The sequence below is a fragment of the Aquitalea sp. ASV11 genome, from assembly GCF_016429185.1.
In the GTDB taxonomy this organism is placed as follows: domain Bacteria; phylum Pseudomonadota; class Gammaproteobacteria; order Burkholderiales; family Chromobacteriaceae; genus Aquitalea; species Aquitalea pelogenes.
The window spans coordinates 1-585 of the sequence record NZ_JAELUD010000159.1 but is presented as its reverse complement, the minus strand read 5'-3'; the positions used below and the strand labels follow the sequence as shown (position 1 = coordinate 585).

The 585-nt window shown below is 39.3% G+C and carries 2 protein-coding genes; both read left to right on the top strand.

Translation table 11 applies throughout. From position 1 onward, the window contains the following. Nucleotides 1–290, top strand: a 290-nt coding sequence (locus JHD62_RS22705) for a hypothetical protein (RefSeq protein ID WP_233161152.1), incomplete at its 5' end; no start/stop codon positions are given. A 116-nt stretch (nt 291–406) separates the two neighbouring features. Beyond that, a partial coding sequence (locus JHD62_RS23130; RefSeq protein ID WP_199104580.1) for an ESPR-type extended signal peptide-containing protein occupies nt 407–585 on the top strand: 179 nt, incomplete at its 3' end.

Below are 585 nucleotides of genomic sequence, written 5' to 3'. Positions count from 1 at the left end.
GAAAAATCCTCACAAGTAAAAAGAGCTCCTGCCGTATGGGTTCAAACCAATTACTCGTTTTGACACACCATCGGATCAAGCTGATACGTACTGAACAAATAGGGGGAACAGGCGAAAATACTCAACTACTCAAGCAGCGCACACTTCGCCTTAACGAATCTAGCAACTTAAATAAAAACCACGGCGTATCAATTTTTTTGGAAACAATATGCAGATCTGCCACACCCAATGCCAAAGAAAAACATTTAAAAATCACAACACAATCCATTGGAGTGCTATCGCCACCTTGATAGCATATTTACTTGATTAACACAGCAATTCAAACAGGAGGAAAATATCAAACACACTTTATTTTAAAAATTAGAAAATAATTCATCCAAACACTCAACTTCGCAAAGGTATTTATATGAACATCATTTTCAGCCGCATCTGGAATGCACAGAAAAAATGCTGGGTTGCCTGCAGTGAGAAGGCAAAAGCTTGCAGAAAAACGGGAAGTATTAGCCGTTCCCAGCTGTATTTACTAACTGCAATTAGTGCCATCTCGACACCAGCAGAATTTGCTCTTCCCTCTGGTGTATCTAT